General features: G+C 64.2%; 23 protein-coding genes and 1 riboswitch. Of the genes, 7 read left to right on the top strand and 16 right to left on the bottom strand.

The features are described 5' to 3' along the window. Window positions 1–4 precede the first annotated feature (4 nt). On the top strand, window positions 5–955 hold the full coding sequence (locus IG169_RS15390; RefSeq protein ID WP_193177228.1) for a DMT family transporter: 951 nt from the start codon (window positions 5–7) through the stop codon (window positions 953–955). Between the two features lie 26 nt (window positions 956–981). Here IG169_RS15390 and IG169_RS15385 read toward each other — a convergent pair whose 3' ends face one another. Continuing rightward, window positions 982–1242 carry a hypothetical protein gene (locus IG169_RS15385; RefSeq protein WP_193177108.1) on the bottom strand — a complete coding sequence of 87 codons (261 nt, stop codon included), beginning with the start codon at window positions 1240–1242 and terminating at the stop codon, window positions 982–984. 226 nt (window positions 1243–1468) lie between these two features. Continuing rightward, window positions 1469–1664: riboswitch (cobalamin riboswitch) on the top strand. Between the two features lie 48 nt (window positions 1665–1712). Between IG169_RS15385 and bluB the strand changes: the two genes are divergently transcribed. Beyond that, the gene (gene bluB, locus IG169_RS15380; protein ID WP_193177107.1) at window positions 1713–2399 is read left to right on the top strand and encodes a 5,6-dimethylbenzimidazole synthase; all 687 of its coding nucleotides are present in this window, start codon (window positions 1713–1715) and stop codon (window positions 2397–2399) included. A 31-nt stretch (window positions 2400–2430) separates the two neighbouring features. On the opposite strand, the gene IG169_RS15375 is transcribed toward bluB, so the two are convergent. Next, on the bottom strand, window positions 2431–2838 hold the full coding sequence (locus IG169_RS15375) for a BA14K family protein (protein WP_193177106.1): 408 nt from the start codon (window positions 2836–2838) through the stop codon (window positions 2431–2433). Between the two features lie 135 nt (window positions 2839–2973). Between IG169_RS15375 and IG169_RS15370 the strand changes: the two genes are divergently transcribed. Next, window positions 2974–3531, top strand: a complete 558-nt coding sequence (locus tag IG169_RS15370; protein WP_193177105.1) for a methylated-DNA--[protein]-cysteine S-methyltransferase — start codon at window positions 2974–2976, stop codon at window positions 3529–3531. Between the two features lie 28 nt (window positions 3532–3559). On the opposite strand, the gene IG169_RS15365 is transcribed toward IG169_RS15370, so the two are convergent. The 3 genes from IG169_RS15365 to IG169_RS15355 form a co-directional block, all read right to left on the bottom strand. Then, window positions 3560–3862: a hypothetical protein gene (locus IG169_RS15365; RefSeq protein WP_193177104.1), complete on the bottom strand. Its 303-nt coding sequence runs from the start codon at window positions 3860–3862 to the stop codon at window positions 3560–3562. 73 nt (window positions 3863–3935) lie between these two features. Beyond that, the gene (locus IG169_RS15360; protein WP_193177103.1) at window positions 3936–4310 is read right to left on the bottom strand and encodes a DUF1801 domain-containing protein; all 375 of its coding nucleotides are present in this window, start codon (window positions 4308–4310) and stop codon (window positions 3936–3938) included. After that, entirely contained in the window at window positions 4307–4933 is a 627-nt protein-coding gene (locus IG169_RS15355; RefSeq protein ID WP_343225664.1) for a DNA-3-methyladenine glycosylase I, read from the bottom strand. The genes IG169_RS15360 and IG169_RS15355 overlap by 4 nt, the downstream gene beginning before the upstream one ends. Window positions 4934–5141: 208 nt before the next feature. Here IG169_RS15355 and IG169_RS15350 point away from each other — a divergent pair, with 208 nt between their 5' ends. After that, on the top strand, window positions 5142–5906 hold the full coding sequence (locus IG169_RS15350) for a L,D-transpeptidase (protein ID WP_193177102.1): 765 nt from the start codon (window positions 5142–5144) through the stop codon (window positions 5904–5906). A 30-nt stretch (window positions 5907–5936) separates the two neighbouring features. On the opposite strand, the gene IG169_RS15345 is transcribed toward IG169_RS15350, so the two are convergent. Then, window positions 5937–7544: a SulP family inorganic anion transporter gene (locus tag IG169_RS15345; protein ID WP_193177101.1), complete on the bottom strand. Its 1608-nt coding sequence runs from the start codon at window positions 7542–7544 to the stop codon at window positions 5937–5939. Between the two features lie 162 nt (window positions 7545–7706). On the opposite strand from IG169_RS15345, the gene IG169_RS15340 reads away from it, so the two are divergent. Then, window positions 7707–8960, top strand: a complete 1254-nt coding sequence (locus tag IG169_RS15340) for a PhnD/SsuA/transferrin family substrate-binding protein (protein ID WP_193177100.1) — start codon at window positions 7707–7709, stop codon at window positions 8958–8960. A gap of 146 nt (window positions 8961–9106) precedes the next feature. Next, window positions 9107–9571, top strand: a complete 465-nt coding sequence (locus IG169_RS15335; RefSeq protein WP_193177099.1) for a DsrE family protein — start codon at window positions 9107–9109, stop codon at window positions 9569–9571. Window positions 9572–9633: 62 nt separating this feature from the next. On the opposite strand, the gene ugpC is transcribed toward IG169_RS15335, so the two are convergent. The 5 genes from ugpC to mntR form a co-directional block, all read right to left on the bottom strand. Further along, window positions 9634–10689 (bottom strand): sn-glycerol-3-phosphate ABC transporter ATP-binding protein UgpC, encoded by a 1056-nt coding sequence (gene ugpC, locus IG169_RS15330; protein WP_193177098.1) that lies wholly within the window; start codon window positions 10687–10689, stop codon window positions 9634–9636. Window positions 10690–10699: 10 nt separating this feature from the next. Further along, a complete protein-coding gene (gene ugpE, locus IG169_RS15325) occupies window positions 10700–11542 on the bottom strand; it encodes a sn-glycerol-3-phosphate ABC transporter permease UgpE (RefSeq protein WP_193177097.1) in 843 nt (280 codons plus the stop codon). Window positions 11543–11553: 11 nt separating this feature from the next. Continuing rightward, on the bottom strand, window positions 11554–12435 hold the full coding sequence (locus tag IG169_RS15320) for an ABC transporter permease subunit (protein ID WP_193177096.1): 882 nt from the start codon (window positions 12433–12435) through the stop codon (window positions 11554–11556). Window positions 12436–12504: 69 nt separating this feature from the next. Further along, window positions 12505–13800, bottom strand: a complete 1296-nt coding sequence (locus tag IG169_RS15315) for an extracellular solute-binding protein (protein ID WP_193177095.1) — start codon at window positions 13798–13800, stop codon at window positions 12505–12507. Window positions 13801–13978: 178 nt separating this feature from the next. Continuing rightward, entirely contained in the window at window positions 13979–14422 is a 444-nt protein-coding gene (mntR, locus tag IG169_RS15310; protein WP_193177226.1) for a manganese-binding transcriptional regulator MntR, read from the bottom strand. A gap of 128 nt (window positions 14423–14550) precedes the next feature. On the opposite strand from mntR, the gene IG169_RS15305 reads away from it, so the two are divergent. Next, window positions 14551–15837 carry an Nramp family divalent metal transporter gene (locus tag IG169_RS15305; protein WP_193177225.1) on the top strand — a complete coding sequence of 429 codons (1287 nt, stop codon included), beginning with the start codon at window positions 14551–14553 and terminating at the stop codon, window positions 15835–15837. 24 nt (window positions 15838–15861) lie between these two features. Here IG169_RS15305 and IG169_RS15300 read toward each other — a convergent pair whose 3' ends face one another. The 5 genes from IG169_RS15300 to IG169_RS15280 form a co-directional block, all read right to left on the bottom strand. Continuing rightward, window positions 15862–17247 carry an MATE family efflux transporter gene (locus tag IG169_RS15300; protein WP_193177094.1) on the bottom strand — a complete coding sequence of 462 codons (1386 nt, stop codon included), beginning with the start codon at window positions 17245–17247 and terminating at the stop codon, window positions 15862–15864. Between the two features lie 254 nt (window positions 17248–17501). Next, the gene (gene groL, locus IG169_RS15295) at window positions 17502–19145 is read right to left on the bottom strand and encodes a chaperonin GroEL (RefSeq protein ID WP_193177093.1); all 1644 of its coding nucleotides are present in this window, start codon (window positions 19143–19145) and stop codon (window positions 17502–17504) included. 65 nt (window positions 19146–19210) lie between these two features. After that, window positions 19211–19507, bottom strand: a complete 297-nt coding sequence (gene groES, locus IG169_RS15290; protein WP_193177092.1) for a co-chaperone GroES — start codon at window positions 19505–19507, stop codon at window positions 19211–19213. A 177-nt stretch (window positions 19508–19684) separates the two neighbouring features. Then, complete coding sequence (locus IG169_RS15285; RefSeq protein WP_193177091.1) at window positions 19685–20005, bottom strand: hypothetical protein; 321 nt, start codon at window positions 20003–20005, stop codon at window positions 19685–19687. A gap of 234 nt (window positions 20006–20239) precedes the next feature. Beyond that, a complete protein-coding gene (locus IG169_RS15280; RefSeq protein ID WP_193177090.1) occupies window positions 20240–21733 on the bottom strand; it encodes a TadE/TadG family type IV pilus assembly protein in 1494 nt (497 codons plus the stop codon). Between the last annotated feature and the right edge of the window lie 11 nt (window positions 21734–21744).

The following is a 21744-nucleotide window of genomic DNA, read 5'->3' as shown; positions in this document are numbered from 1 at the left end:
GACGATGCAGCCCGTTCCGGTCGCGGCCTTGCCGCCGCAACCGACAGACATTCGCGACGGCAGCACCGCGGGCGCGTGGCTGGTGCTCGGCTCGGCGCTGGTGTGGAGCGCCGGCGGCATCCTGGTGCGTCTCGCCGATGTCGAAAGCCCGTGGAACACGATTTTCTGGCGCGCCGGCACCGCGTCGCTGTTCCTGCTCGCCTTCATGCTTGTGCGCGATGGCAGATCGGGCACGCTCGCGCTGTTTCGCGGCATGGGCTGGGCCGGTATCGGTGTCGGCGTCTGTTTCGCGACCGCGTCGACGCTGTTCATCGTCGCGCTGAACCACACCACGGTCGCCAACGTTCTTCTCATGCAGGCCGGCGTGCCGCTTCTGGCGGCGCTGTTGTCGTGGGTTCTTTTCCGCGAAAAGCTGCGGATCTCGACCTGGATCGCGATCGCCGCCGTGATCGCCGGCGTGGCGGTCATGGTGTCGGACTCGCTGACCGGGAAAGTGTCGCCCGTCGGCGACGGGCTGGCGCTCGTCATCGCGCTGGCCTTCGCCGCTGCGACCGTGATCACGCGCCGGTTCTCGCATATCCGCATGACGCCGGCCGTCTGCACCGGTTCGCTGTTCAGCCTGGCGATCGCCGGGATCATGAGCGTCCTGACTGTGGGCGGCGTCGCCGTCGGCTGGCAGTCCGCGCCCTATATCGCCCTGCTCGGGATCTCGATGGGGCTCGGCATGGCGCTGTTCACGCAGGGCGCGCGGCTGATCCCGTCCGCCTTCGCGGCGCTGCTCGGGACGGCGGAGACGATCCTCGGCCCGGTCTGGGTGTGGCTGTTCCTCGGTGAGACGCCGAGCTTCAGGACTGTTGCCGGCGGTTCGATGGTGCTGGCGGCGCTGGCCGGCTATCTCGCCTGGCAGTTGCTTGGCCATCACCGCATCAGGCGCCTGCCGCCGCCGGTCAACTGACCGGCACGAAGACGCCCGGCGAACGCTCAGCGCGGCGGCAGGTCCGGCTCCGTCGGCGGTACGGCCACCGGCGCCGGCCTCGGGACGGGCACGACGGGCCGGTCATACTCGCTCGACAGTTCCTGGATGACTTTCCGCTTTGCGCCCGGCCCGCGCAGGATCGTTGCAGAGGAGGAACGCTGGTGGAGGGGATAGCCGCCGTTTTGCAACGGCACCTGCGGATCTTTCCCTTCAACCGCGATGCCGTTGAACCGGGTCTGGCCGTTATCGACGATCAGGCCGCGCACCTTGTCTTCCGCCGCCGCAGGCGCGCAGACGGCGCATGCGAACAGGCCGGACAGCAGCGCTGCCCGGCAAAGGGTCCGTATCGGGGATCGTGAATTCGCGATGTGTGTCTCGGCCATGACCGTTATGTGGTGCCGGCCGGGACGGCCGGCAACCGGGACGTTTTGCCCTGATCGGCCGGTCGTCCGGCGTGCCGCGGATTTTTGCTTGCCGGCTTGCCTGTCCTGTGTCGTATTGCGCGGGCCTGGTGCCCGCATCGCGGGAGAATCGGGAATCCCGTGCGATCCGGGAACGTGCCCAACGCTGTAAGGGGGACGGAACGCGCAAAAGGACACTTCGGCGTCCGGGCCACTGGCAATGCCGGGAAGGCCGCGCGAACCGGACGAACCCGAGTCAGAAGACCGGCCAGGCGAAACAGACCGCGCCGCGCGGACGGCGGTGCGGCCGTATCGGCGTTGTTGGGGATCAAACGATGCTTGAAGACGAAGACCGTCACCTGGCGGCGACCGCCGCGTTCTGCGAAAACGACCGCCGGGCGGTCTACCGCGCCATCGAGACCAGGCGCGACGTGCGCGACCAGTTCCTGCCCGACGACCTGCCCGAAGACCTGCTGCGGCGATTGCTGGAGGCCGCGCATCGCGCGCCCTCCGTCGGCTTCATGCAGCCCTGGAACTTCATCGTCATCCGGGATCGCGGGCAGCGCGAGCGCGTCTCGCGGCTGTTCCGGTCGGCCAACGAGGAAGCCGCCGAAATGTTCTCCGGCGAGCGCCGGGACACCTACCGGTCGCTGAAGCTCGAGGGCATTCTCAAGGCGCCGGTCAATATCTGCGTCACATGCGACCGCACGCGCGGCGGCGCGGTGGTGCTGGGCCGCACCCACAACCCGCAGATGGACCTTTATTCCACGGTCTGCGCGGTCCAGAACCTGTGGCTCGCCGCGCGGGCCGAAGGGGTCGGCATCGGCTGGGTCAGCATCTACCGCGACAGCGACTTGCGCGACCTGCTGGGCATTCCCGCGCATGTCGAAATCGTCGCCTATCTGTGCGCCGGATTGGTCGACCGGTTATATGGCGAGCCGGAACTCGCCGTCAAAGGCTGGCGTCAGCGGCTGCCGCTCGACGAACTTGTCTTCGCCGAGCGATGGGGCGGCCGGGCGTGAAGCGACGGGGCCTGCCCGTCGCCGTTCGCGCTCAGTACAGATACGGCGACACGCACTGCTTGCGCGGGCCGTGATAGGGCTGGAACGTGTTGTCCCAGCGCCGGTAGCTCCGGTAACGGTGTTCGCACCATCGGTAATGCCGCTCGGTCAGCTGGTAGGTTCGCTGATAGGGCGGCGGGACGATGATGATGAACGCACTCGGCGGGAACCAGTAGCCGCCATAGTAGCGGTAGCCCGGACGCCTGTGGGGATAGCCGGGATAGCCTCTGTAATAAGGTCTCCGGTAACGCCAGTAGATGCCGTCATGGACCGGCGTCACCAGAGGCGCTGGGCGGTCGACGGACAGCGGCGCGGCCGGCAGCGCTTGCCCGGCCTGGGGCAGGGCGACGGCGCCCGAAAGCGACAGCACCGCGGCGGTGAGGAACGTCTTCAGTCTCATCGGTTTTCTCCCGAACAAAATTGTCCCTTCCCTCAAAAATATAGACCAGCGCCATCCGGTTCCATAATCAAGACTTTGCGGCCTGGCGCCGCACCCGGCGATACCGGCACGGCGCAATCCGTGTTAGAAAACGCCATGAGCCGGACCTTTGTCATGCTGTTCGACACCGCCATCGGGCGCTGCGGGATCGCCTGGGGCGATAACGGCATCCTCGCCGTCAGCTTTCCCGAAAGCGACGACGCGAAAACGCTTCAACGCCTGCGCCGCCGCGCGCCGGACGCGCGGGAAATCGCGGACGCCAGCCAGGCGCCCGGCGAGATCGCGCAAGCGGTTGCGGGCATAAGGGCGCTCGCCGAAGGCGAGGACGTGGGTTTCGACGACGCCCGCCTCGATATGCAGGGCGTTTCGCCGTTCGAACGCAGTGTCTATGCGCTGACGTGCAAGATCGCGCCGGGCGAGACGCGCACCTATGGAGACCTGGCACGGGACCTCGGCGACGTCGCCCTGTCGCGCCAGGTCGGTCAGGCGCTCGGAAACAATCCGGTTCCGATCATCGTGCCCTGCCACCGCGTGGTCGGCGCGGGCGGAACCATGACCGGCTTTTCCGCGCCGGGCGGCACCGACACCAAGCGCCGCCTGTTAAAGATCGAGGGCGCGATCGGCCCCGACCTGCTCGACCTCATGGGTGGCTAGGCGATTTGCCCCGGCCGCGACGAAGAGCCTATTTGGGCAGTTCCAGGATCAGCGGCCGTGCCTCCTGACGATACCGGGGGCTCTCCTGCGACCCGATATAGACCTTCACCGAGACGTCCGACCCGTGGTGGCGATAATGATAAGTCGGCGCATATTGCAGCCCGTAATCGCTGACATAGCTGATGCCGCCATAATAGCGCTGGTGCCAGTCGTGGCGATAGCCGACCTTGTGGATCAGCGCGCCGTTACCGGCGAATGCGACCGTGGTCTGGACCGGAATGGCGAGGGCGCAAGTCAGTGCCGCCGCGCTCATTAGCTTTGGAAATCCCATTCAAGCCTCCCTGTGGCCGGGTTCTTCGTTAACGAAGTATAAACCATAAAAGCGGCGCGTTTACAGTGATTTCTCAGCTTTTCCGGTTCCGGCGCCTGTTCAGGTGATAGCTGAGCGCCATGGCGACGCAGTGGGAAAGCGCGGCTGTATCGATCGTGTCCGCGGGCCGGAAAACCAGCGCCCGGTTGCCTTCATAGGCAAAACTGTCCGGGTAGAGCTCGCGAAATTGTTCGACGAGCCCGGTATGGCAGATGAACATCATGGCGACCGATCCGTCCGGCCGGTCCGCCAGCCGCACCGAACTGCCGATGCGCGGTTTTGCCGGCGCGAAACTCGGCTCGCCCCATTTCACGCTTTCCGCGATCGCGCCGACGCCGTCCGCCGCCGCCGCGGTCTCGTGGATCAGCGCGCGTAGGCGCTCGTGCAGGGCCTTTTGGCCGGCGCTCATTTCGGCCGCGTGAAAGCGGCGCGCGCGGCTTCCACCTCCGGGCGGCAATAGCAGCCCTCGATATGGTCGTTGACGAGCCCCATCGCCTGCATGAAGGCATAGACCGTCGTCGGTCCGACGAAGCTCCAGCCGCGTTTCTTCAGGTCCTTCGAGATCGCCGTCGAGGTTCCCGTCTTCGGCATAGCCCTGAGCGTTGCCCAGTCGAGGACGGCGGGGCGTTCGTCGGCCGGCGGTTCATGCGTCCAGAAATAGGCGGCGAGCGAACCGAACTCGTCGCGCAATTCCAGCGCCCGCCTGGCGTTGTTGATGGTCGACACGATCTTGCCGCGGTGGCGGATGATGCCGGCGTCCTGCACGAGGCGTTCGACGTCGTCCCCGGTGAAGCGGGCGACCTTTTCAAAATCGAATCCGGCGAAGCCGGCGCGGAAATTGTCGCGCTTGCGCAGGATCGTCAGCCAGGACAGGCCGGACTGGAAGCCCTCCAGACAGATCTTCTCGAACAGCCTTATGTCGTTGTCGACGGGACGGCCCCATTCGCGGTCGTGATAGGCGAGATAGTCGTCCAGGTTGCCGTGCCACGCGCAACGGACCTTGCCGTCCGGTCCCTCGATCAATCCGTCCACGGCTTCGTCTCCCTCGATCAGGCGTTCACTCTTGATTCACCATCTGTCGCAACCGCCGGGTAACCTTGACAACAGATTGATGCCCGGAATCGACTTTTAGCGATTTGCGATTCATAATTGAGTGGTCTCGATCGGTCATGTTTGCAACCGAACGCTGCTGACAGGGTATGTCAGCAATGCGCCGACGCAAGTGTAGAGAGTATGTCCGATGAAACCAGCACGCCTTCTGGCGGCGCTTGCCGCCGTGTCCCTTCTTGCCTTTCCAGCGGCCGCGCAGGATCGCTACGTTTCCAAGCCCCCGGTCGTTCTCAGCCCCGATCTGGCCGCGCCCTGGGTCCTGCAGCTTCGCCCGACCCGTTCGATCACCGGCAATTCGGTGCGCTCCAACGCGAGGAAGGTGATTTTCCGCACGACGCCGCGCGTCCGCACGCTGCCGCCCGTGCGCACCGCGCCGCCGGTGCGCCAGACGCAGCCCGTTTCCGCGCAGCGTCCGGCCAACCCCGCTCCGCGGACGATGGACCCGGTCTTCCTGCCGCAGACGGTGGCCTATGACGGCCCGGAGGCGCCCGGCACGATCATCATCGATACCAACGAACGCTTCCTCTATCTCGTGCAAGCGAACGGCACCGCCAAGCGCTACGGCGTCGGCGTCGGCAAGCCGGGCTTCGAATGGGCCGGCACGCACAAGGTTACCCGCAAGGCCGAATGGCCGGGCTGGACGCCGCCGTCGGAAATGATCGAGCGCGAGAAGGCCAAGGGCCGTATCCTGCCGATCCACATGGAGGGCGGCCCGAACAATCCGCTCGGCGCGCGCGCTCTCTATCTCGGCTCGACGCTGTATCGCATCCACGGCACCAACGCGCCCTGGACGATCGGCCGCGCGGTCTCCTCGGGCTGCATCCGCATGCGCAACGAGGACGTCATGGACCTCTACGGACGCGTCGGCGTCGGCACGAAAGTGGTCGTGAAATAGGCTGACTTTCCGCCAGGGACGTCAGGCGCGTCAGTGCCCGCCGCCGAAGGCGCCCGTCTTCACCGAATAGTCGACGGCGATGCCGTAATCCGGGTCGTCGTCGGAATCCACCATCAGCTGGCCGGCGCGGTTCAAGAGCCGGTGGCAGTCATGCGACAGGTGCCGCAGCACCAGCGTCTTGCCCTGCGCCTCGTATTTCGCGGCGATGTCCTCGATTGCCTGCAGCGCCGACTGGTCGACGACGCGGCTGTTCATGAAATCGACGATCACCGTCTGCGGGTCGTCCGCGGGGTTGAACAATTCCGCGAAACCGTCCGTCGAGCCGAAGAACAGCGGTCCCTCGATCTGCAGGACGCGCGCGCCCTCCGGCGTCACATGCGCGCGCGCGTGGATGCGGGTCGCGTTGTTCCAGGCATAGGCCAGCGCCGACACGATGACGCCGACGACAACCGCGACGGCTAGGTCGCTGAACACGGTCACGACCGTCACCAGCACGATCACCATTGCGTCGGTCAGCGGGATGCGGCGCATGATCTTCAGCGTCTGCCAGGCGAAAGTTCCGATCACCACCATGAACATGACGCCGACCAGCGCGGCGAGCGGGATTTGCTCGATCAGCGAGGACGCAAAGAGGATGAAGGCGAGCAGGAACAAAGCCGCCGAGATACCCGAAAGGCGCGTGCGCCCGCCGGATTTCACATTGATCATCGACTGGCCGATCATCGCGCAGCCGCCCATGCCGCCGAAGAAGCCGGTGACGACATTGGCCGCGCCCTGCGCCATGCATTCACGCGACGCCCCGCCGCGCTCGCCGGTGATCTCGCCGACGAGGTTCAGCGTAAGCAGGCTTTCGATCAGGCCGATGGCGGCGAGGATCAGCGCATAGGGAACGATGATTTCCAGCGTTTCCATCGTCAGCGGTATCATCGGCAGATGGAATGACGGCAGGCCGCCCTCGATCGAGGCGAGGTCGCCGACCCGCGGCACGTCGATGCCGAAGCCGATGACGAGCGCCGCGACAACCGCGATTCCTGCCAGCGGCGCCGGAATGGCGCCGGTGATTCTCGGCATCACCCAGATGATCGCCATGGTGACGACGACGAGGCCGAGCATCATGATCAGCGGCGATCCGGTCATCCACACCGTCGCGCCGTCGGCGCCGGCATGCTTGAACTGCGACAGCTGGGCAAGGAAGATGACGATCGCCAGCCCGTTGACGAAGCCGAGCATGACGGGATGCGGGACGAGACGCATGAATTTGCCGAGCCGGAAGATGCCGGCGAGAATCTGGAAAACGCCCATCAGCACCACGGTCGCGAAGAGATATTCGACACCGTGCTGGGCAACCAGCGCGACCATGACCACGGCGAGCGCGCCGGTGGCGCCGGAAATCATGCCGGGGCGTCCGCCGAAGACCGAGGTGATCAGCCCGACCATGAAGGCCGCATAGAGGCCGACAAGCGGATGCACACCCGCGACGAAGGCGAAAGCGACGGCTTCCGGCACCAGCGCCAGCGCCACGGTCAGGCCTGACAGAAGCTCCGTCTTGAGCGTCAGCGGGTTGAACGGGGAAAGGTTGCCGTCGCGGCCTGTGAAAGGCAGGCGGCCGGCAAGCGCAGCGAGGGTCGCGCGTGGCATCAATAATCGGTCCATGTTTGAGGTAGGCCTCTTTGAACCGATTTATTGCTGCAATGCAATACGAAAGGCCGCATGGGAGCCATGTAATGTGGCCGCGCCGTGCGCCGCGCTGGACAAGCGCGGCGCGGCCACGCAAAATCCGCAGCGGGAGGAATGGCGCGAATGATCAGACTGGCGCTCTTGATCCTGCTCGCGATGACCGGGCAGGTCTGGTCCGCCGAAGACACGGGCCCGGACAGCACATTGCGCACCGTCGGCGTGCTGGCGCATCGTGGCGACCAGGCCGCCCTGGCGCGCTGGCAGCCGACCTTCGACGCGATCGAGGCCGCGGTGCCCGGCGTCGAACTGAAGGTCGTTCCGCTGTCGCTGGACGGGGTGCGCTCGGCGCTGTCGCGCGGCGAGATCGATTATCTCTTCACCAATCCCGGACACCTCTTCCGGCTCAGCGAAGGCAACCGCCTGTCGCCGATGGTCGCGCTCAGGACGGATCGCGCCGGCGGCCCGCAAACGGGCAACCGGTTCGGCGCCGTCATCTTCGTGCGTGCCGACAACCGCGAGGTCACGACGCTGGCGGACCTGAAGGGCAGGCGGCTCGCCGCCGTCGCCCCCGACGCCTTCGGCGGATTCGAGATTGCGGCCGCGACGCTGCTCAGGAGCGGCATCAATCCGTGGCGCGACCTGGAGCCTGTCGCGTTCCTGGGATTTCCGCAGAACGGCATCATCGACGCGGTGATGAACGGCGAGGCCGACGCCGGCACCGTGCGCACCGGCATGCTCGAAGCCGCGGTTATGGCCGGCAAGGTGGAAGCGCACGAGCTTCGCATCCTGAACGCGCTGCGCGTACCCGGCTTCGAACTCGCGCTTTCGACCGAACTCGTGCCGGAATGGATATTGGCCTCCACCGCCGCGGTGCCAGAGCCGGAACGCCGGCAGATGGCGATCGCGCTCCTCGCGCTCGATGCCGATCACCCGGCCGCGCGGGCCGCGCGCTATGGCGGCTGGACGACGGTTCCCTCCGACGCGGGCGTGCGCAAGCTCCTCGAAACGGTCGATCAGGCGCGGCCCGACAACGGCACCCGGTCCTCGGCTGTGTCCGGTTTCGCCGCTGTCATCGCCGGCGCCGTGCCGATCGCGATCGCCATGCTGATCTACTGGCGCGCCCGGCAATCCGGCATGGGCCGGCCCGTTGCGCAGGACAGGGAAGCGGCCGACGAGGGCGCGGATGTCCGTCTGACACCGCGCGAACGCGAAATCCTCCAGCTCGTCGGCGCCGGAAAGACGACGAAGGAGATCGCCCGCGACCTCGGCATCAGCCCGAAGACGGTGGAATTCCACCGCAGTCATTTGATGCGAAAATACGAGGCGCACAACATGGCCGAACTGGTCCGCAAGGCCGGCGGCACGCTGGCGGCGTAACGCGCAAACGGTCCGGTCGCTGCTTATCCAAGGGTATACCCTAGGCCTTCCAGATGGTCAGCCCAGCTAGTCTTCCGCGCCTTGGCCGGTGAAGGTTTCGGCGATGCCGCGTTGGAGGACGCGGCGCTGACCAGAGGAGGATACTCATGAAACTGTTCGCGAAATTCGTTGCCGTCATCGCGTCGGTGGCGCTGTTTGCCGGTGCGTTCACAAGCACGTCCGCGGCAAACGAGCGCTACGGCAAGCAGAAGGTCGTCTATCATATCAATTACAATGGCGGCGAGGACGACAAGGCCTATCGCGGCGCGCTGCGCAATATCCAGAACCACATCAACGCGGTCGGCAAGGACAACATGGAGATCAAGGTCGTCCTGCACGGCAATGGCGTCGGGCTGCTCAAGGACGCGAAAACCAACCAGAAGCTTCAGATGGACGTGACCAGCCTGAAGACGCAGAATGTCTCGTTCAACGTCTGCAACAACACGCTCAAGGGGCGCAAGATCGATTATCAGAACGATCTCTTCGAGGTGTTCGAGGACGACATCGTGCCCTCTGGCGTGGCGGAACTCAGCCGCCTGCAGATGATGGGATACACCTATATCAAGCCCTGATCCGGACCCTTCGACGAGGGATTGCGGCCGGTGCTTTCACCGGCCGTTTTTCTTTGCGGAGGTCAAAGCCGCCGGCCGGTCGCCGTGTCGAACAGGTGCAGCCGCTGGCGGTCGAACACGATCGGTAGCAAATCGGAGAGCGGTTCGCCGGACGGCGTCGACAGCGCCAGTCTGGCGTCGCCGACATGGCCGTGGACGAGGCGGCCCGCGCCCAGTTCCTCGACATAGTCGATCGCAAGCTCCAGATGGGCCGTTGCGCCATGGTCCGCCGGTTTCATGTCCTCGGCGCGCACGCCGAGCGTGACAGGCCCGTCCGGCACCGTCATCGCTCCGTCCATGACGACCGTCTGGTCGCCGATGACGAGATTGCCGCTCTCGCCGCGCGCCGTGATCAGGTTCATCGCCGGCGATCCGATGAAGCTCGCGACGAAGGCCGATTGCGGCTGGCGGTAGACGTCGAGCGGCGTGCCGATCTGTTCGATGCGCCCGCCATTCAGGACGACGATCCGGTCGGCCATGGTCATCGCCTCGAGCTGGTCGTGGGTGACGTAGATCGAGGTCGTGCCGAGACGCTTCTGCAACTGCTTGATCTCGCCGCGCATGTCGACGCGCAGCTTGGCGTCGAGATTGGACAGCGGTTCGTCGAACAGGAAGGCCGCCGGCTCGCGCACGATCGCGCGGCCCATGGCGACGCGCTGGCGCTGGCCGCCGGACAATTGCCGCGGCCGCCGTTCCAGATAGTCCTGCAGCCGAAGGATGGCGGCGGCCTCGGCGACGCGCTTTTCGATGTCGGCCCTGTTCATGCCGCGGTTCTTCAGCCCGTAGGCCATGTTGTTGCGCACGGTCATGTGCGGGTAGAGCGCGTAGTTCTGGAACACCATCGCGATGTCGCGGTCGGCCGGATCGACATGGTTGATGACGCGTCCGCCGATGCCGATCTCGCCCTCGGTGATGGTCTCCAGCCCGGCCACCATGCGCAACAGCGTGGACTTGCCGCAGCCCGACGGGCCGACAAGCACGATGAATTCGCTGTCGGCGATGTCGATCGAAACCGAATCGACGGCGCGTACGCCGGCCTGGTAGTCCTTGCTGACGCGGTCGATGGTCACATGTGCCATGTTTGGGTTCTCACTTGTCGCTTTCGGTCAGGCCCTTGATGAACCAGCTCTGGAAGATCACGACGACGAGCACCGGCGGCAGCATGGCCAGGATCGCCATCGCGAAGGCCTCGTTGTAGTCGGGGATCTGGCTGCCGATCCAAACGAGCAGGATCTGCTTGATGCCGCGCACCAGCGTGTAGAAGCTCTCGTCATTGGTCATCAGCATGGGCCAGAGATACTGGTTCCAGCCATAGACGAACATGATGATGAAGATCGCCGCGATCATGGTGCGCGACAGCGGGATCAGGATATCGATGAAGAACTTGAACGGCCCGGCGCCGTCGATGCGCGCCGCCTCCAGCAGCTCGTCGGGGACCGACTTGAAGAACTGCCGGAAGAAGAATGTGCCGGTCGCCGAAGCGAGCAGCGGGACGATCAGGCCGGTATAGGTGTTGACCAGCCCGAGCTTGGTCATGACCTCGTAGGACGGCAGGATCCGCACCTCGAGGGGCAGCAGCAGGGTGGTGAAGATCATCCAGAAGAACACGACGCCCAGACGGAAGCGGAAATAGACGATCGCATAGGCGGCGAGCATCGAAAGGACGATCTTGCCGGCGGCGAAGCCGATGCCGAGAATGAACGAGTTCATCACCATGCGCGCGCCCGTCACCTTGCCGGTGAAACCACCCTGCCGCGTCAGGACTTCGCGGTAGGTCTCGTCGAAATGCCCGCCCCAGGTGAGCATCAGTCCGTCGCGGTGTATTTCGGCGGCCGCGTGCGTCGAGGTCATGAAGGCGACGACGACCGGCGCGATCATCAGGAAGACGCCGGCAAGCAGGATGACGTGGTCGAAAAATTTTGTCCTGTGCATCGTCGCATCCCTCAATTGTAGTGAACGCGCCGCTCGATGAAGCGGAACTGGAAGACGGTGAGGACGAAGACGACGATCATCAGGATGACGGACTGGGCCGAGGACCCGCCGATGTCGTTGCCGCGAAAGCCGTCCATGTAGACCTTGTAGACAAGGGTGATCGGGTTGTTGGCCGCCTTGTCCTTCACGATCACGTCGATGATGCCGAACGTGTCGAACAGCGAGTAGGTCATGTTGATGACGAGCAGGAAGAACGCAGTCGGCGCCAGAAGCGGCAGCATCACCGTCCGGAAACGCCGCGCGGGCGACCGGCAATCGATCGCCGCCGCCTCGCGGATGGATACGGGGACGCCCTGCAGGCCCGACAGGAAGAAAATGAAATTATAGGGGATCTGTTTCCAGACCGAGACGACGATCATCGCGAAGGCGGTGTCGTAATAGTTGATGCCGACCTTCATGTCCCAGCCGGCCCAGGCCGCCAGTTTGACGAAGGGGCCGATATGCTGGTCGAAGAACATCATGCCGATCAGGCCGGCGACCGGAGGCGCGATGGCGTAGACGCAGATGAGCAGCGTTTTGTAGCTGCTCGATCCGCGGATGACGCCGTCGGCCTTGGCGGCCAGAAGCAGCCCGATGGAAAGCGAGAGGAACGTCACCACGATCGTGAAGACCGCGGTGAACCAGGCGATCTTGAGATATTCGCCCGAACCGAGCGCGTCGGTGTAATTGCTCAACCCGACGAAGGTCGAGCCGAAGCCGAAGGGGTCTTCCAGATAGAATGACGACTGGATGGCCTGGACCGAGGGCCAGTAGAAGAAGATGAACACCACCGTCATCTGCGGCAGCAGGAACAGATAGGGCAGGACGGGGGAGGAGAACTGGGTGCGTTTCATCAAGGGTTCCTGGCAAGGCAAATCCGGGGGCGGGAAGCCCCCGGATCGAAATTGTCGCGCAAGACGCCCTTAGCCGGAGGTCTTCGCGAAACGCGCCAGAAGCGCGTTGCCTTCGGTCTCGATGGTTTTCATCGCGTCTTCGACGGAGGTCTCGCCGGAGAAGATGCGGTTGTACTCGCGTTCCATGACTTCGCGGATCTGCGGGTAGAAGCCCATCCGGTAGCCCTTGGCCCATTCGCCGCCCGGCAGCGAAAGCTGCTGGATGCCGACTTCGGCGACCGGCTGCTCGTCGTAGTAGCCGTCCTTCTTGGCGAGCTCATAGGCGGCCTTGGTGATCGGAACGTAGCCGGTGCTCTTGTGCCAGAAATACTGGATTTCCGCCGATGTCAGGAACTCGAAGAAGTCGGCCGTGCACTTGTTTTCGGCATCCGACCTGCCCGACATGGCGAACAGGGCGGCGCCGCCGATGAAGCTGTGCGTGCCGGCACCCTTGATCTCGTTCCAGTAGGGCAGGAAGGTTGCCGAGAAAGGCATCTGCGCGGTCTTCTGCAGGCCGCCGAACGAACCGGACGAACCGATCCACATCGCCACCTTGTTTTCCTCGAAGGGCTTCTGGTTGTCGGACCATCCGGCGCCGAAATAGCCGAAATAGCCCTCGTCGTACCATTCCTTGAGCTTCTTATACATCATGACATGCTCGGGATTGGTCACGAGGATCTTCGTGCCCTCGACGCTGTCATAGCCGTTGTTGTTGGTCGCGAACTGGATGTTGTTGCGCGAGAAGAAGTTTTCGGTGAACTCCCAGGTCAGCTGCGACTGGACGAGCGGGATGTAGCCGGCTTCCTTGAGCTTCGGCGCGACGGCTTCGAACTCTTCCCAGGTTTTCGGCGGCTGAACGCCGGTTTTCTCGAACGCGCCGGTGTTGGTGTACATGATCGGCGCCGAGGAGTTGAACGGCATGCCAACGAACTTGCCGGTGGAATCGGCATAGAAGTAGCGGACGCCGTCGATGAAGTCGTCGCGGTTGAACGTGTAGCCGGCCTGGGTGATCAGGTCCTCGGCCGCAATGGCTGCGCCCTTCGCGTTGATGATCGTGGCGGCGCCGGCGTCGAACACCTGCAGGATGTTCGGCTGTTCGCCGGAGCGGAACGCCGCGATGCCCGCGGCCAATGCTTCCTCGTAGGTGCCCTTGGAGACCGGGGTCAGGGCGCAGGCGTCCTGCGATGCGTTGAACTTCTTGGCGATCTCGTTGATGACTTCGCCATTGCGGCCGCTCATGCCGTGCCACCAGGTGATGTCGGTCGCGGCGAAAGCGTTTGCGGAGGTGGAAAGCAGCAGAGAGGCTGCGAGGATGTTGCGGATCATAGGAATTCCCTCGTGGTGAGACCCCGGAATCGGAATCTTGACTGACGCCCCGCGACGGGACGTTGGGAAGCGCCTAGGAGAGTCCGGTGTAGCTTTCTTGACCGTTTGGTGAAAATACGGTGACAGGCGGAGGATTGCTGGGGATGAAGTTCCGGCAGGGCATGCAAGCGCGTTGCGCTTAGCGCCGCTGCGCCTCGGTGAAGCGCCGGAAGGCCGCGAGTGTCTCCTCGCTGACATGGTGTTCGATGCCCTCGGCGTCGCGCTGCGCCGTCTCCGGCGGAACGCCGATCGCGACGAGGAACTGCTCCACGATTTCATGCCGTTCGCGCGAGGCCTGGGCGAGCTCCCGGCCGCTATCCGTCAGGAAGACGCCGCGATAGGCCTTGCGCTGGACGAGACCCTCCTCGACCAGCTTGCGCAGCATGCGCGCAACCGTCGGCTGGGCGACGCCGAGCCGCGCCGCGATATCGACCTGGCGCGCCTCGCCGCCTTCGCGAATCAGGTCGTCGATAAGCTCGACATAATCCTCGGCCAGTTCGCTGCGCCGGGCCTCGCGCGCCTGCTGGAACGCTTCGGTGCGCAGGGCCGGGTCATTGGAAAGGTCCGGCTCTTGCGGCCTGATGGCGACATTTTTTTTCACGTGGCCTCCCTTGTTTGCAGTGCAAACTTAGCATATGGAAATAAATATAGCATATGCTATATTGATCTTGAATCCTGAACCTTGGATGGAACGAAGTGGCTGACATTGCAATGAAGGAAGGCCTGACGGGGCGGACCGAATTCGCGATCCGCGAAGTGATGGCGGGCCGGCGCAGCGGAGTCCGCGCAATATTGCCTTTCTTCGGTCCGGCGGTAATCGCGTCGATCGCCTATATGGACCCGGGCAATTTCGCCACCAACATCCAGGCCGGGGCGAAATACGGCTATACGCTGCTTTGGGTGGTGCTTCTGGCCAATCTGATCGCGATGCTGTTCCAGTCGATGTCGGCCAAGCTCGGGATCGTGACCGGACGCAACCTTGCCGAGATGTGCCGCGAGACCTATCCGCGCCCGCTGGTCTGGGTGATGTGGGCCGTTAGCGAACTCGCCGCCATGGCGACCGATCTCGCCGAATTTCTCGGCGGCGCCATCGGCCTGTCGCTGCTCGCCGGCATTCCGCTGCTCGAGGGCATGGCGATCACCGCGATCGTGACCTACGGCATTCTCCTGTTCGAGGGCCGCGGCTTCCGCTTCATGGAAATGGTCATCGGCTCCATGGTTGCCATTATAGGTCTTTGTTATCTGGTCGAACTGTTTCTGGCGCCCGTCGACTGGGGCAGCACGGCCGTCGGATTGGTGACGCCGAGCCTGCCCGACCAGGGCGCTCTGCTGATCGCCGTCGGCATCGTCGGCGCGACGGTGATGCCGCATGCGGTGTTCCTGCATTCCGGCCTGACCCAGTACCGCACCGTCGCGAAAGACGACCGCGAACGCAGCCTGCTGGTGCGGTTCTCGAACCGCGAGGTCGTCATCGCGCTGGCGGTCGCCGGCATGGTCAACATGGCGATGGTGATCATGGCCGCCGCGGCCTTTCACCTCGGCCACTCGGAAGTCGCCGAAATCGAGACCGCCTACCACACGCTGGCGCCGCTGCTTGGCGCGGCTTCGGCCTCGGTCTTTCTCGTCTCGCTGATCGCGTCGGGTGTCTCCAGTTCCGTCGTAGGCACCATGGCCGGCCAGATGATCATGCAGGGCTTCGTCAATTTCCGCATTCCGATCTGGTTGCGCCGCGCCGTGACCATGGTGCCCGCCTTCATCGTGGTGGCGATGAACACCAACGCCACCGAAACGCTGGTGATGAGCCAGGTCGTGCTCTCGATCGCCCTGCCGATCCCGATGATCGCGCTGCTCCACTTCACCTCGAGCCGCCGCGTCATGGGCGAATTCGTCAACAGTCGGAAAATCGTCGCCGTCTCCGTGGCGAGCACGGCGATCGTGCTGGGCCTCAACTTCGTGCTGCTGGCCGGCGTGTTCGGGCTGACGATACCGGGCTTCTGAGGGCCCGGATCGCCGGCCGCGCCGTCACGGCGCGTGCCTGAACACGCCGAAACGGTTGCCGGTTGTCGACCGGGCGCGCATGAGAACCGCGATTGCCGTAGCAATCGCCAGCAGCTCGGCCGTCGGCCCCGCCATCCAGATCCCGGTTTCGCCGAAGGCGAAGGGAAGCAGGAGGGTCAGCGGCAGGGCGTAGGCATAGGTTCGCGTCAGGCTCAGGACCGCCGCGCGTCCCGCTTCGCCGATGGCCTGGAAATAGGCCGAGAGGACCGCGAGCGGGCCGGCGGCGAACAGCATCACGGTGATGATCGGCAGGATCCGGGCGACCTCGGCGGCTGTCGCCGCGTCCTCGACGAAGAGAAAGCCGATCCGGTGCCGTGCCGCGAACAGGATCGCCTGGGCGGCGCCGTTGTAGACGAGGCCGATCGTTATCGCCAGCCGCAGGCTCGCGTCGGAGCGATGCCAAAGCGATGCCCCGAAATTGTTGCCCGTGATCGTCTGCATGGCCATGTTCAGGCCGAGCAGCGGCAGATAGACGAAGGTCAGGATGCGCGTGATGATGCCGTAGGCGGCAACCGTCACCGCATAGTGATCGCCGCCCCACCGGTGGATCGCCGCGATGATCGCGCCCGAGCCGAGCGAAATGCCGAGAAAGGTGAGGCTTTGCGGCGCGCCGAGCGCCAGGAATTTGGGCCAGCGCCGTACGAGACCGCGGCCTGGCATGCGGCGCAGATGCAGCGGCGTGTCGGCGGCAAGCCGGAAGGCGACGACCGCCAGAAGCGCGGACCCCTGCGCGAAGACCGTTCCCCAGGCCGAGCCGGCAACGCCCCAGTCGAGGACCGCGATCAGCACATAGTTGAAGCCGATATTCGCCAGCGACGTCGATAGCGCGATCAGGGCCATCAGCCCCATCCGTCCTTCGCAGCGCAGCGCGTCGGAATTGACCGACAGGAAGAACATCACCGGCGAGCAGAAAATCAGGACGGAGATGTAGTCGTATCCCATCAAGGACAGATCGTCCGAGCCGGCGGCAAGGCCGATCATCGCCTTGCCGCCGACGAAGAAGCCGGTGACCAGGATCATGCAGACCACCAGCGACAGCCCGTGCGCGCCGACAAAGGCCTCGCGCGCCTTCTCGTGCTCCGCAGCGCCGAGCAGGCGGGCCAGCAGGCTTGCCATGCCGCCCGCGACCAGCGTCGCCAGCGCCACGAGCAGCATGTAGACCGGGAACATCAGCGTGACGGCGGTCAGCGCGTCGGGACCGACATAGGTACCGAGGAAAAAGGCGTCGATGACGGTCAGGAGACCGTTCATGGCCATAATGAAGATGATCGGCGCGGCCGTGCGGGCGTAGAGCCCGGGCAGCGGCTGCGTCAGGAAATTGTTGCGTGGATCGCCAACAGGTCGGGTCATCCCAGGTCTCCCATGCGCATCGGATGTCTTGAATGGGGCCCGCTTTGCCATCGGTCCGATGCTTGGGTCGGATCGGGATTTCCAGGGAGGCTTCACCAGAGCTTGCGCTAGCGGGCGGCCGGTGCCTCTGACCGAGCGCTGCACATATGGATTTGCGGGGGTCCTGTCAATCGGTGCGGCGCAGCGCGATGCGCAATAAAAAAGGCCGGGCACAAAGCCCGGCCTTTCGCAAGCGTGGCGAGTAAGCGCGTGGCTTACATCATGCCGCCCATTCCGCCCATGCCGCCCATGTCGGGCATGCCGCCGCCGGCGGATTCCTTCTTCGGAATTTCGGCGATCATGGCTTCGGTGGTGATCAGCAGGCCGGCAATCGACGCTGCGTCCTGCAGGGCGGTGCGCACGACCTTGACCGGGTCGACGATGCCCATCTTGATCATGTCGCCATATTCGCCGGTCTGGGCGTTGAAGCCGTAGGTGTTCGACTTCTGGTCCATGATCTTGCCGACGACGATGGAGGCTTCCTCGCCCGAGTTCGTCGCGATCTGACGGGCCGGAGCCTGCAGTGCGCGGCGCACGATGTTGATGCCGGCTTCCTGGTCCGGATTGGCGCCCTTGACGGTGAGAGCCTTGGAAGCGAGCAGCAGGGCCGTGCCGCCGCCCGGAACGATGCCTTCTTCGACGGCAGCGCGGGTTGCGTTGAGCGCGTCGTCGACGCGGTCCTTCTTCTCTTTCACTTCGACTTCGGTCGCACCGCCGACGCGGATGACGGCAACGCCGCCAGCGAGCTTGGCAAGACGTTCCTGCAGCTTCTCGCGGTCGTAATCGGACGAGGTTTCCTCGATCTGGGCCTTGATCTGCGAGACGCGGCCTTCGATGTCGGACTTCTCACCGGCGCCGTCGACGATGGTGGTCTCTTCCTTGGTGATCGAAACCTTCTTGGCGGTGCCGAGCATGTCGAGGGTGACATTTTCGAGCTTGATGCCGATGTCTTCGGAGATCACCTGGCCGCCGGTCAGGATGGCGATGTCTTCGAGCATGGCCTTGCGGCGGTCGCCGAAGCCCGGAGCCTTGACGGCAGCGATCTTGAGGCCGCCGCGCAGCTTGTTGACCACGAGGGTGGCCAGTGCTTCGCCTTCGACGTCTTCGGCGATGATCAGCAGCGGACGCGAGGACTGTACCACGGCTTCGAGAACCGGGAGCATCGCCTGCAGGTTCGAGAGTTTCTTCTCGTGCAGCAGGATGTACGGATCTTCGAGATCGGCGATCATCTTTTCCGGGTTGGTCACGAAGTAGGGCGACAGGTAGCCACGGTCGAACTGCATGCCTTCGACGACTTCCAGCTCGGTTTCCGCGGTCTTGGCTTCCTCGACGGTGATGACACCCTCGTTGCCGACCTTTTGCATCGCTTCCGCGATCATTGCGCCGATTTCGGATTCGCCGTTGGCCGAGATGGTGCCGACCTGGGCGACTTCTTCCGAGGTCTTGATCTTGGTGGCCTTCTTCTGAAGGTCGCCGACAACTTCCGCAACGGCGAGATCGATGCCGCGCTTCAGGTCCATCGGGTTCATGCCGGCGGCAACGGCCTTGTGGCCTTCCTGCACGATCGACTGTGCCAGGACGGTTGCCGTCGTGGTGCCGTCACCGGCGATGTCGTTGGTCTTCGAGGCGACCTCGCGCAGCATCTGCGCGCCCATGTTCTCGAACTTGTCTTCCAGTTCGATTTCCTTGGCGACCGAGACGCCGTCCTTGGTGATGCGCGGCGCGCCGAACGACTTGTCGATGACGACGTTGCGGCCTTTCGGGCCGAGCGTGACCTTGACGGCATCCGCAAGGATGTTCACGCCGTTCAGCATGCGCTCCCGCGCGGTGCGGCCGAATTTGACTTCTTTGGCTGACATTATTCAAACTCCCGGGCGTATCGCCCATTGCCAATAATCAGAATGAGGGTGAGGGGGACGTGGGCTTAGCCAACGATTCCCATGATGTCGGATTCCTTCATGATGAGGAGATCCTGGCCATTCAGCTTGACTTCTGTGCCGGACCATTTACCGAACAGAACGCGGTCACCGGCCTTGACGTCGAGCGGCTGGACCTTGCCGTTTTCGTCACGGGCGCCGGGGCCCACGGAAACGACTTCGCCTTCGGACGGCTTTTCCTTGGCGGTATCGGGGATGATGATGCCGCCTGCGGTTTTTTCCTCGGATTCGACGCGACGAACGACAACGCGATCGTGCAGCGGACGGAAATTCATCTCTGCCATTGATTTTGAACCTTTGAAACGTTGGCTTTGGTTGGATTAGCACTCACTCCTCATGAGTGCTAGCGCGCCGGAGATAGTGATGCCTGCGGCACGAGTCAAGGACACCCGGTCAACCTTTTGCGCGCCCGGGCCTGTTGCCCGTATCGATGGTAAACGGCCGCGGCGGCTGGCGGCCCGTCAGGACGGGTTCGCCTCGCCAACGGTGTAGGTGACCGCGCTGTAGAAGGTTTTCGGAAGAATGATGCCGCCCAGCGTCAGCCGGGTCGCCGTGGTGACGACGACTTTCAGGGCGCCGTCGGCGCTGCGTGAAAAGACCGGCATGGTGGATGACTGGCCGTGCGGCAGGTCCAGGCTGGAGGCATAGAGCTCGCGGGCGCGGCCGGTGTCGATCCGGCCATCGGGATGGAAGGACGCGCTGACGGCCGTTTCGAGTGCCGATGCGGCGGCGTTGCGCGCATGGGCGATACGCTCGTAATCCAGGGAAAGCCCGGCACCCATGATGATAGGCACCGATAGCAAGGTCGCGGCGAAACAGAATTCGCCGCACCTTTTTCCCGAAGAGGAAGGGCGCATCGCCATCATGGCATCCTGTCTGACATTCCAACACCGATGGTTGGCCGTGACAGGTTAACGCCCAATCCTTATCCGCCGAGTAAGCCGGCGCGAAGAATTTTAATCATGCAAGATCTTGTAGTCCGGCCGCCGGGAGAGGCCCGGCGGCGGTGCCGGGCCCTACTTGACGATGCGCAATTTCGACAGTTCCGCGCCGATGGCGCCGAATGCGTTCTCCAGCGTCGCCTTGCCGGGCGCGTGATAGTATTTGCCCGGATCCGATGCGCAATCCTGGAACAGTTGCTGGGTGCTCGAACTCGGGCTCGATCCGAAGGTGACCGTGAAGATGAGGATGCCCTGGTTCTTGGCCGTCGTGCACAACGACAACAGCCGGTCGTCGACAATGCCCTTCGCGGTGTTCTTGTTGGTTGTACCGAAAATCGCGTCGGCCTGACTTTCGCCGAGCCGGCCATAGGCCGTGTAGTCGGAATAGCCGGGATGCGGAGAATTCGGACCGGCATTGCTCGGCAGGTCGTAGAAGAGGTTGTCGCCGTCGGTCATCATCACGATCGCCTTGCGCCAGCGCGGGCTGTCCCAAAGCGTGGCCCCGGTCTTCGGATCGATTTCCGTGCTCTGGTCGAAGGGAATGCCGGGCGACAGCGTGCGGATGCCCCAGGCCATGCCGATGTCGCCGAGCGTGCCGCCGCGGTTCCACGCCGACAGGGCGCTGACCGCCGCGGTGACGTCGTCGTAGGAATTGGTCAGCGGCAGGATCGGCGTCGGGCAGCCGATATTCGGTCCGGTGATCCCGTTGGAATTGTAGAGTCCGCCCGGATAGATCGTTGTCGGATCGGACAGTGTATAGTTGTTGTCGACCGACGGCTCCCAGAAGAAGGGCTTCCATTTTTCGACATCGGGTCCGGTGTCGGCGATGGAATTGGCGCCGCTGCGCTCCATCACGCAACCTTTCCAGGCGTCCTTCTGGGTCGGGTCCAGCGGGCCGTAGCTGTGCGTGCCGACGATGCTCGCGGCCTCGGCGCCGGGATTGACGGTCGCCGCATAGGGAACGATCGCGACGCGCAGGTCTTCCGGCGTGCTCTCGCCGTCGAAGATCGCGTCGACGAGGATATCGGATGCACCGCGCAGCGATTCGATCTTCGACGGGCTGTCGCTCCACATCGAACCGGTATTGTCGAGCACGAGACTGACGAGCAGGCCGCCGCCGGCGCGTTTCACCTGGGTCGATGCGGCCACCTGGACCTCGCTGACCTGCAGGATCGACATGAACAGCGTCTTCATCGTCGCCGTGCCGTTCACGGTGATGATGTCGCCGGAGACGCTGGTCGAAACGGAGGTCAGGCTGGCGTCGGCGAGCGAGAAGTTCTTGGCGACGAACTTGTCGGCGAGCGCGTCAAGCGTCGCCTGGTCCTGATAGACGGTGGCGACGGCCAGCGCCGACGCGTCGACCGCCGATTGCAGATGATAGCGCGTCAGGAGGAACCGCGATCCGTCGATGGAAAAGCCGACCGCGGCGAGGAGCGGAACCAGAAGAATTGCGAAACTGACCGCCGTTGCGCCGCGGCGGTCGCCGCCAAGCGCTTTCAGGCGGGCGAGCAAACGCGGCAGGTGTCGCCGCAGGATCGCTTTCGTTTCTTGTTCGTCTCTTGTCATCATGGCGGCGCCTC

The organism is Oricola nitratireducens, assembly GCF_014904745.1.
Classification (GTDB): domain Bacteria; phylum Pseudomonadota; class Alphaproteobacteria; order Rhizobiales; family Rhizobiaceae; genus Oricola; species Oricola nitratireducens.
Note: the sequence above shows the minus strand (reverse complement) of the source record. Positions and strands in the feature narration are given on the sequence as shown.

Excerpts from the sequence above, each read along its gene's own strand:
- IG169_RS15375 (WP_193177106.1), bottom strand. The coding sequence starts at position 2,838 with ATGAGACTGAAGACGTTCCTCACCGCCGCGGTGCTGTCGCTTTCGGGC.
- IG169_RS15300 (WP_193177094.1), bottom strand. The coding sequence starts at position 17,247 with ATGACCCGACCTGTTGGCGATCCACGCAACAATTTCCTGACGCAGCCG.
- IG169_RS15320 (WP_193177096.1), bottom strand. The coding sequence starts at position 12,435 with ATGAAACGCACCCAGTTCTCCTCCCCCGTCCTGCCCTATCTGTTCCTG.
- IG169_RS15315 (WP_193177095.1), bottom strand. The coding sequence starts at position 13,800 with ATGATCCGCAACATCCTCGCAGCCTCTCTGCTGCTTTCCACCTCCGCA.
- IG169_RS15360 (WP_193177103.1), bottom strand. The coding sequence starts at position 4,310 with ATGAGCGCCGGCCAAAAGGCCCTGCACGAGCGCCTACGCGCGCTGATC.
- groES (WP_193177092.1), bottom strand. The coding sequence starts at position 19,507 with ATGGCAGAGATGAATTTCCGTCCGCTGCACGATCGCGTTGTCGTTCGT.
- IG169_RS15280 (WP_193177090.1), bottom strand. The coding sequence starts at position 21,733 with ATGATGACAAGAGACGAACAAGAAACGAAAGCGATCCTGCGGCGACAC.
- IG169_RS15335 (WP_193177099.1), top strand. The coding sequence starts at position 9,107 with ATGAAACTGTTCGCGAAATTCGTTGCCGTCATCGCGTCGGTGGCGCTG.
- IG169_RS15285 (WP_193177091.1), bottom strand. The coding sequence starts at position 20,005 with ATGGGTGCCGGGCTTTCCCTGGATTACGAGCGTATCGCCCATGCGCGC.
- IG169_RS15390 (WP_193177228.1), top strand. The coding sequence starts at position 5 with ATGCAGCCCGTTCCGGTCGCGGCCTTGCCGCCGCAACCGACAGACATT.
- IG169_RS15305 (WP_193177225.1), top strand. The coding sequence starts at position 14,551 with ATGAAGGAAGGCCTGACGGGGCGGACCGAATTCGCGATCCGCGAAGTG.
- bluB (WP_193177107.1), top strand. The coding sequence starts at position 1,713 with ATGCTTGAAGACGAAGACCGTCACCTGGCGGCGACCGCCGCGTTCTGC.
- groL (WP_193177093.1), bottom strand. The coding sequence starts at position 19,145 with ATGTCAGCCAAAGAAGTCAAATTCGGCCGCACCGCGCGGGAGCGCATG.
- IG169_RS15345 (WP_193177101.1), bottom strand. The coding sequence starts at position 7,544 with ATGCCACGCGCGACCCTCGCTGCGCTTGCCGGCCGCCTGCCTTTCACA.
- IG169_RS15370 (WP_193177105.1), top strand. The coding sequence starts at position 2,974 with ATGAGCCGGACCTTTGTCATGCTGTTCGACACCGCCATCGGGCGCTGC.
- IG169_RS15350 (WP_193177102.1), top strand. The coding sequence starts at position 5,142 with ATGAAACCAGCACGCCTTCTGGCGGCGCTTGCCGCCGTGTCCCTTCTT.
- ugpC (WP_193177098.1), bottom strand. The coding sequence starts at position 10,689 with ATGGCACATGTGACCATCGACCGCGTCAGCAAGGACTACCAGGCCGGC.
- ugpE (WP_193177097.1), bottom strand. The coding sequence starts at position 11,542 with ATGCACAGGACAAAATTTTTCGACCACGTCATCCTGCTTGCCGGCGTC.
- IG169_RS15365 (WP_193177104.1), bottom strand. The coding sequence starts at position 3,862 with ATGGGATTTCCAAAGCTAATGAGCGCGGCGGCACTGACTTGCGCCCTC.
- IG169_RS15340 (WP_193177100.1), top strand. The coding sequence starts at position 7,707 with ATGATCAGACTGGCGCTCTTGATCCTGCTCGCGATGACCGGGCAGGTC.